The sequence below is a fragment of the Telmatospirillum sp. J64-1 genome (assembly GCF_006980715.1).
Lineage (GTDB): Bacteria > Pseudomonadota > Alphaproteobacteria > Rhodospirillales > Magnetospirillaceae > Oleiliquidispirillum > Oleiliquidispirillum nitrogeniifigens.
In genome coordinates this window covers 184,968-192,165 of the sequence record NZ_SBHN01000008.1, presented here as the reverse complement: position 1 = coordinate 192,165, position 7,198 = coordinate 184,968, and the positions used below count along the sequence as shown (strand labels likewise).

11 protein-coding genes are annotated in these 7,198 nt (G+C 61.1%); 2 read left to right on the top strand and 9 right to left on the bottom strand.

What is annotated here, in order from left to right:
- Positions 1-209: 209 nt before the first annotated feature.
- The 6 genes from EPD66_RS10150 to EPD66_RS10125 form a co-directional block, all read right to left on the bottom strand.
- A complete protein-coding gene (locus tag EPD66_RS10150) occupies positions 210-479 on the bottom strand; it encodes a hypothetical protein (RefSeq protein ID WP_142848380.1) in 270 nt (89 codons plus the stop codon).
- Positions 469-861, bottom strand: coding sequence for a transcriptional regulator (locus EPD66_RS10145; protein WP_142848379.1), 393 nt, complete (start codon positions 859-861; stop codon positions 469-471). The genes EPD66_RS10150 and EPD66_RS10145 overlap by 11 nt, the downstream gene beginning before the upstream one ends.
- Entirely contained in the window at positions 858-1,469 is a 612-nt protein-coding gene (locus EPD66_RS10140; protein WP_142848378.1) for a hypothetical protein, read from the bottom strand. Before EPD66_RS10140 ends, EPD66_RS10145 begins: the two co-directional genes overlap by 4 nt.
- Position 1,470: 1 nt before the next feature.
- Positions 1,471-2,211 (bottom strand): AAA family ATPase, encoded by a 741-nt coding sequence (locus tag EPD66_RS10135; RefSeq protein ID WP_142848377.1) that lies wholly within the window; start codon positions 2,209-2,211, stop codon positions 1,471-1,473.
- Positions 2,212-2,280: 69 nt separating this feature from the next.
- Complete coding sequence (locus tag EPD66_RS10130) at positions 2,281-4,413, bottom strand: Mu transposase C-terminal domain-containing protein (protein ID WP_221930947.1); 2,133 nt, start codon at positions 4,411-4,413, stop codon at positions 2,281-2,283.
- Positions 4,406-4,906 carry a hypothetical protein gene (locus EPD66_RS10125; RefSeq protein WP_142848375.1) on the bottom strand — a complete coding sequence of 167 codons (501 nt, stop codon included), beginning with the start codon at positions 4,904-4,906 and terminating at the stop codon, positions 4,406-4,408. Before EPD66_RS10125 ends, EPD66_RS10130 begins: the two co-directional genes overlap by 8 nt.
- A gap of 209 nt (positions 4,907-5,115) precedes the next feature.
- Here EPD66_RS10125 and EPD66_RS10120 point away from each other — a divergent pair, with 209 nt between their 5' ends.
- Complete coding sequence (locus EPD66_RS10120; protein ID WP_142848374.1) at positions 5,116-5,418, top strand: hypothetical protein; 303 nt, start codon at positions 5,116-5,118, stop codon at positions 5,416-5,418.
- Here the strand turns inward: EPD66_RS10120 and EPD66_RS10115 are convergent.
- From EPD66_RS10115 to EPD66_RS24815, 3 genes are read right to left on the bottom strand one after another with little or no spacing between them, the layout of a single operon-like run.
- Complete coding sequence (locus tag EPD66_RS10115; protein WP_142848373.1) at positions 5,375-5,620, bottom strand: hypothetical protein; 246 nt, start codon at positions 5,618-5,620, stop codon at positions 5,375-5,377. The two genes, EPD66_RS10120 and EPD66_RS10115, sit on opposite strands and share 44 nt — an antisense overlap.
- Complete coding sequence (locus EPD66_RS10110; RefSeq protein ID WP_255448439.1) at positions 5,617-5,895, bottom strand: helix-turn-helix transcriptional regulator; 279 nt, start codon at positions 5,893-5,895, stop codon at positions 5,617-5,619. Before EPD66_RS10110 ends, EPD66_RS10115 begins: the two co-directional genes overlap by 4 nt.
- 2 nt (positions 5,896-5,897) lie before the next feature.
- Positions 5,898-6,203, bottom strand: coding sequence for a helix-turn-helix transcriptional regulator (locus EPD66_RS24815; RefSeq protein ID WP_142848372.1), 306 nt, complete (start codon positions 6,201-6,203; stop codon positions 5,898-5,900).
- Positions 6,204-6,284: 81 nt separating this feature from the next.
- On the opposite strand from EPD66_RS24815, the gene EPD66_RS10100 reads away from it, so the two are divergent.
- A complete protein-coding gene (locus EPD66_RS10100; protein ID WP_142848371.1) occupies positions 6,285-7,097 on the top strand; it encodes a S24 family peptidase in 813 nt (270 codons plus the stop codon).
- Positions 7,098-7,198: the final 101 nt, after the last annotated feature.

The following is a 7,198-nucleotide window of genomic DNA, read 5'->3' as shown; positions in this document are numbered from 1 at the left end:
TCGGGCACCAAGCGCCCCTTGGCGTCTTTCATGTAGCCCTCGGGGATCTCGGGCAGGCTGTTCGTGATTTCGCTCATCATCTCTTTTCCTTCCTCACGGCGTTATGGATTTGCTGAGCAACAGGCGCTCGGGATGGGGGATTGGCGGGGGGACAGACACGGGCCGGTGCGCATGCCATCCAAGGGCCTGCAATAGGCGGCGTAGCAGCATCATGCGGCGTCACCTCCGGTGGGCAGTTGCGCGCCTGTGCGCACGCCCTTGCGATGCAGGATGCTGGCGATTTCGATCACGTTGTCGGGCAGGTCGGCCTGAGTGATCCGTGCGCGGGCCGGCATGGCCACCGCCTCAAGGGCGCGGGCATCCTCGGCCCGGCTGCGCAACAGCAGCGCTGCGCAGGTCACCAAGGCATCGCTCACGAGGCCTTTCTCCACGGCCTGGGCGAGGGTGCGGGATAGACTGTCGAGGTCGTTACTCAGCATGTGCATTGCTCTCCTTCTTGGCGTGTTCCCGCGCATGGGGGCAGCTCGTGCGGCAGGCGCGATAGAGGGCGATCCGCACAGGATTGTGGGGGGCAAACGGAAGCCGCTGGTTGCGCAGGCACTGGTCCTTGGCCAGATCCCCGACGACAGGGCAGAGCACCGTCTCGGCCAGCAGGGCGCCGCGTACGGCCTGTTCAACGGCCTTCAAATCACCCTTGTAAGAGGCTTTGAGGACGGCGTTGACGGTGCCGGCGGAGTAACCAATCCGCGTCCCGGCCACCTTCTGGCTGGTGCGGTCGCATTCCTTCGCCAGGGCGATCACCCAATCGGGGGCAGGATCTGGCCAGCAAGCCTGGACATTGGCGATGGCGGCGCCGCTCATGCCTCGGCTTCCTTCTCGTTCCACCAGACGACTTGGCGCAGGTTGGGGTCGTAGACCGACTTGATGCGCTGCACCATCGGCGCCTGCGAGCCGGTGTTGCGGGCCTTCACGAAGCGCCAGCGCATGGGCCGCTTGCCCATCACCTGCAGGTAGCCGGCCTTGGTCAGATGCTTGCAGTAATCCTCGGCATCGATCTCGGCGACGGGATGGGACTCGGTGCTGGCGGCAGCCGCCAAATCAGCGGCGGTGAAGTCCCCCAGCATCTTCATGGTGCGCCACATCTGTTCGCGGGCCAGACCTTGGGTCACTGGCTGGCCGGTGCGCGTGACGCGGGGGGCTTCAATGCCAATGTCCTTATCCAAGGCAAAGATTTTGCGGACAAGCCTCGTCCCCGCCACCGTCTCGGTACCGACCTGCCGGATGTAGCCGGCAGCTTGCAAGCCGCTGAGATAGGTTGTGATCATCGCGCGGTTGATGTCGGTGGCCTGGGCCAGGGAGGTGGCCGTGAAGCCATCGCGATGGCGGCGGATTGCTTCCCAGATGCCTTGCCGGCCCGAAGGCTTGTTGCCGGGGCGGCAGCTCGACAGGTGTACAGGTTGGCGCCCCATCTCAGTGCCTCCCGGCCGGCGGCTTGCCGGTGAAGAACTCGCCGCCCAGGCGCTGCCAGTCGGCCAGGGTGATCGTGCTCAGGCTGTTGGTCTGGGCGAGTTCCTTGACACGGTCGAGATTGACGCAGACGCGGCGCACCGAACCGGCGGAAGCCTCATGCAAGGCGATCATCAGATCATCGGCGACCTCGACGCCCCGGCAGTAGATACGGCTCAACTGTTTGGCATCCTGGGCGCTGGCCGGTTGCGCAGCTACCCAATCGAGCATGCGGCCGTGGACGCGCTCATACTTCTTCAACTTGGTCGGCAGCATCTCTTCGCCGATCAGGACCAAGGCGGCTTGGCTGCTTTCGTAAATGTCCCGTACCACCTCGATCATGCCCTTCGACAGCAGGTGGTCGGCCTCGTCGATGATCAGCGGCCTGTTGCTCAACGAGAGCTGCTCGCCGATCTGGTCCATCATCTCAGGTATGGTTCCGCCCGGGGCGATGGCCATCTCTTTCAGGATGGCCAAGCACAGCGACTTCTTGGTCCAGACCGACTTGACCTGGATGTGATAGGCGCGATGGCGGTTGGCGGCATAGGTGGCGCTGAACGTCTTCCCATAACCCGAGGGGCCGTGGAAGGTGGCCATGCCGGGCAAGCCCCAGGTGCGGTTCACCACGCGGTCCACCAGTTCGCTGAAGGCCGCGACATTGCGCAAAGGTGCAATGGTATTGACGGGTCCGGTATCAACAGTCATTTTTCAATCCACTTTCCAAGAGTGTTGGGGCGGTCTCGCCGGCCAGGGCGGGCCGCCTCTTTTCCTGCTTCACGCCTGAAGCAGCATGTCCTCGCCGAAATCCTCGTACATGCGCTTGCGGGCGCGGTATTCCGGCAGTTGCCGGTAACGGTTCAGCCAAGCACGATCCGTCTCGGCTACGGTCTCGCCGCTTTCCAGCGCGCATTCGATCCGCAAAGCGCGGGCAAAGCGGCTTTCAGGTGTTTCGCTGCGGACGGGTTGGGCTTCAGCCTGGGGGGCGGCAGCCTTGAAGGGCATTTCCGGCATCTGTAGCGCGGGGGCGTCCTCAACGACTTCCTCCCATTCCGCTTCCAGGGCCTTCAACCGCTCCTCTTCGGCCGCTGTCAGAGGTGCCGCTTCCGGTGCGCGGTTCTGGATGGTGGCGCCGGGGGACAAGGATGCCAGGGCTGTTTCGCGATGTTCGTCGATCCGCTTCAACTGCCCTGACACACGGTTTTCCAGGGCCTTCCGGGCCACACTCACCGGCACGAATGAGCGGCGGTTGCCGTTCCATTCGGCCTCGCAGACAAAACGGCCATCGAGCATCCGCACCCAGACCTTGCTGGCGTCGTGGATGTCGTAGCCGACCATCACCTTTTCGCCGTACAGGACCTCCAGGGCCGGGTGGAAATACTCGTTGTCGAACAGCTTGACCAAGCCGCGCTTGGTCGTGCGGGTCAGAGCCGGGCGGAACAGGTCGGTGGCTTCTTCCTGGGAAATCGGCGACGGCGTCCAGCCCTCCATGACCGCCTTGTTCCACATCTCCTGCGGGCTCAGATGGCGGCGCTTGCCGGTCTCGCTATCGATGATCTTGGGCAGGCTGTCATGCGGGCGGGTGTTGTAGCGCTCCATCTCCGCATCGATCTCGGCGATGAAGTCCTGCCAACTGGTCAGCAGGCGCGAGGAGCCGATTTCCTTGATCTCCTTGCGGGTCACCTTGAAGGCCTTCTGGCGGGCCTCCTGATCCATGCGCTGGCCGACATAGGTCGGGGCACGCCGCGCCACCCGATGCAGGACAGAAGAGTGGAAACGCTCGATGACGCCGCCGGCCTGGGATGACCAGGGCGCGCGATGCAGTTTGGTGATGCCCAGGCGGGCGATTAGGCCGGTGGCGTTGTCGTCCCAGACGCGGTTCTTCGCGCCCGCGCCATTGTCGTAATAGAAAATGTCGCAGCAGGTGGTCGTGGTCACCGCATGGCGCAGGGCATCCGCCACGCTCCAGGTGTTCTCGGCCAGGGCCGCCGACCAGCCGACCCAGCGGCGGGTATAGACGTCCAGGATCGCCGTCACCTCCGGCCTGAACGGCTTGCCATGGATGGGGTGGGCGACTTCCTGCTTGTAGGTATGGCCGTCACCGATGAACACCGCGCCGGGCCACAGTTCCGAGGTGTCGCGGGCGATATAAGCCCGATAAGCCCGCATGGCGCGCGGACCGACACGGCCGGCATTGCGGGTAATCGCGTCCACCTTCTTCAGAAAACGGCGCGCTTGGTCATAGGTCGGACGGGGCTCGCCCACCGGCCAAGCATCTTCCAGCACCTCGGTGATGTTGGGCTTGGTCGGGCGGCAATAGAGCCGCATGAAGGTCGGCGCCCATTCCGGTATTGCAGCCTCGGGCTGGGCCTTGACCGCCAGGGCTACGGCCTTGCCGCCCGCCGCGTCGCGAGCCTTGATCCAGTTATAGACCGTGGCCCGGCTCATGGTGCGGGTGCCGGTCTTTCCGCCCCTGGCATTGGCCAGCGGCACAAGGCGCTGTAGCTCGGGCGGTAGGTTTCCTTCGCGGGCCAGGGCGACCAGCTTGTCAACAGCCGCGCCGCGCCCAAACCCCTCCATGACCAGAAGGTCGATATGGGCGAGCAAGGCCGCCCGCGCTTCCATGGCTTGGCGCTGATAGTCCTTCAGGTCGGCCGGATCAGCCAACTCCACCGGCGGCTTGGCTTCGATCTTGGCAGGGAGTGCCTTGATGGCATTGCCGAGCAGGACATCACGCGCCGCCTTCGGAAGGGCTGAGACGGGATACTCCCAGCCGCCGCCGTGGCCCTCGCGCTTGCGACGAGGCCATTTGTCCCGGTTAGCCCGACCAATCACTCCCGGCTTGGAAGCCGGAAGCTCTGGCAGATTTAAGTCTGCCAATTGCTGTGCGCTGTACCAAGCCTCAGCCATTTTGGCCTCCGAACAAAGGCAACTCGGCGACCAGGCGCTGCGCCTCGGCATCGGCTTGACGCAACACCAGGAACAACTGTCCAAGTCGCGCGAATTGCAGCTCGCGGCCTTCAATCAGGCGGCAGCCGCAGGCTTCCGCCAGACCAGACAGCAAGACAGTGTTGCCCAGGGCCTGACACATGGCCGGGATCAGTTCGGCGGGGAAGCGGTTGGGGCGGGTCGCGCCAGTCCAGCTATCAATCTGCGCCTTAGTGATGTCGCGCCCGACCAGTCCCGAGACCAGCGCGGCAATCTGCTCGCGGTCGAACGGACTGGCCTTGATTGCTTTGTTCAGCAGATCCCGCATGCGCTGGTCGAAATCCAGGGCGCCAGGGGCCGGTACCGGCATCTCGGGCACCTCGATCAGGTCCTCTTTCTGGCCGCCCAGCAGGTCCAGAAAGGCCATCTGGCGCGGGTCTTCCGCCCGTCGCCGAACCTTCTTCTGCATGGTCATTGATCCCTCCACTTTCTGCTTCTTGATGGGGAGGAAAAAGGACCGGACGCACCGTTTTGCGCGCTGATGCGCCCGGCCAAGTTAGGGAGATAAAGGGCCGATCTGTGGCCCGAGGGGCGGCCGGACGCCCGGTGCCGAAGCGCCATGACGACCGGCCGCTTTTCCCCTACACTCGGCGTCGCCAAACAACCTGGAGTGAGGGGGAATTCATGGCGCAGAAAGACCCGAACGCGTTGGCGTCCGCCGCGCTTGCGAAATTCAAGAAGTCGTACCAGGGGATTGCTACTTCCGAATCCACCATCAACACCGTAATCGGGAGCACTGTTTGTTCTCTCCTGAAAGACGGAGCTGCCGTCACGGAAGCTTCCATCCTGGATCGCCTCCAGCAGCAATCTGCAACTGCCCCCTCTCACTCGGGACGCGTAGCGCCGGAGCTCGATGTCCAGAGGATGCAAGCTGAAGCAGCCATCAAGCATCTGCGGCATTTGCTTGGACAGACGACGGAGGAATGAAAGGCAGAAGCTGCAGGGTGATGATCAGGGCAAACCAGTCATCACCCTGCATGCCCGCTTCGTCGGCCCAGATCAGGAAGGCGCCTTTGTAGTCTTCCGCTATGATCTGCTTTGAAACCGCCTGTGACAGACCAGTCGGTTCCAGGGTGCGCAGGGCTGCTTTCATGTTGGTCGAGCTAACATTCTTGATTGCTTCGCTCATGCCACCTCCTTGAAACCGGAAGATTTCTTCCGGTTTTTCTTTTCGGGTGTCGGGTCGAATACGCGGATGCCCAAGGCAGCGGCTAGCTGGAACAGCTTCTCGGCGCTCAGGTCCTTATGGCCGTTCTCGAAGTCGCGGTAGCTGCGCTCGGTCATGCCAATGATGGCGCCAGCCTGGGCTTGGGTGATCTTCTGGACTTTGCGCGCCTTGTGGATGCGAGCCTGCAAGACCAACAGGTCGCTTTTCCAAGGCGTGTTCATGTTCAAGCCAGCCATGGTTATGCGGCCTCCGAGAGTTGCATATTGCTCTGGCTCTTTTGGGTGTTACGATTGACGGCGGTGCGATGGCCTCCCTTTCTAGGGCGGCCATCCTTGTGGTAGCGACTGGGCCAAATTTCCTTCGGTTCCTTTCCAAGGAATTCGGAAATTCTGAGTTCGACTCGATGCCACGGCCTGCCTAAGGTGACGGTGACCGCATTGGAGCAATAGCCCCAGTGCGTTGAGAGGCGCTCAAGGGTCCATCCTCTTTTCCGAATGGCTGCCTTGATATCCTCTCGATCCCAATCCTTTGGCGTGCGTGCCATTTGATCTCCTGATCGCCGGCCTGGCAGGGCCGGTTTTTTAGGGCTGGTTACGTTTAGGTTCCTAAATAGATAAACCTGATAGTGAACGATACGCAAGAGGTTTCGGTCACTTTACGGTTAAAATTTGGGACCGAATTAGGGACACGACTAAAAATCGTGCAAAATCAGGTGGTTGATGAAACCGTAAAAGGCCCCGACAGAACCGAGAAAGGTTTTCCGGTTGAGGCGCAGGACCGTAAAGCCGTTGGCCAACGGATCAAGCAGGCTATTGATGGGCTTTTTAGTATCGAGCAACTCGCCGACGAGATCGGCGCTTCGGCTTCAGGCGTGAAAAAGTGGATCTACGGGCAAGCAGATCCATCCTTCAGCGCAATGGCGAAAGTGGCAGGAATTTGCGGAGTGTCACTTGATTGGCTTGCAACGGGTAAAGGAGAGATGCGGCCCTCAGGCTCTGCCAACCTTTCCGTTCAACCACTTGGCGCGTCGTATCGCCTGCCTATTTACAATGCGGCCATGTCTCTTGGGGATGGCTCTTGCAATGCTGAGGAGAAAATAGTCGCACACCTGGACATGCCTAAAAACTATCTCCAAGAGCACCTAAGAATTCCATCTGGAAAGGCAATTGGCGTTTACATGAAAGGAGATAGCATGGAGCCCACCCTGTTTGGGGGTGACATCGCTATTATTGACGTGTCAGTCAACTCTATCACTGAGGATGATGTTTACGCATTTGCCTTGGGGGATGAGGCTTATATTAAGCGCTTGCAGTGGGCAGGCGGGCGTTTGTTAGTCTCTAGCGATAATCAGGCATACAAGACCTGGGAAATTGACCATGCCGATACACGCCAAATCCGCGTCTTTGGTCGTGTCGCTGGCTCGATCCGGAAGACCTGATATTTTTCCTCTAGTTCCGAGTTTCCTGCTCTGTCGGAATGTAAGTGGAGAAGAAAAACCTAGGTCTATCAATGGGTTACAGAAACCCCAGATAATAGGAT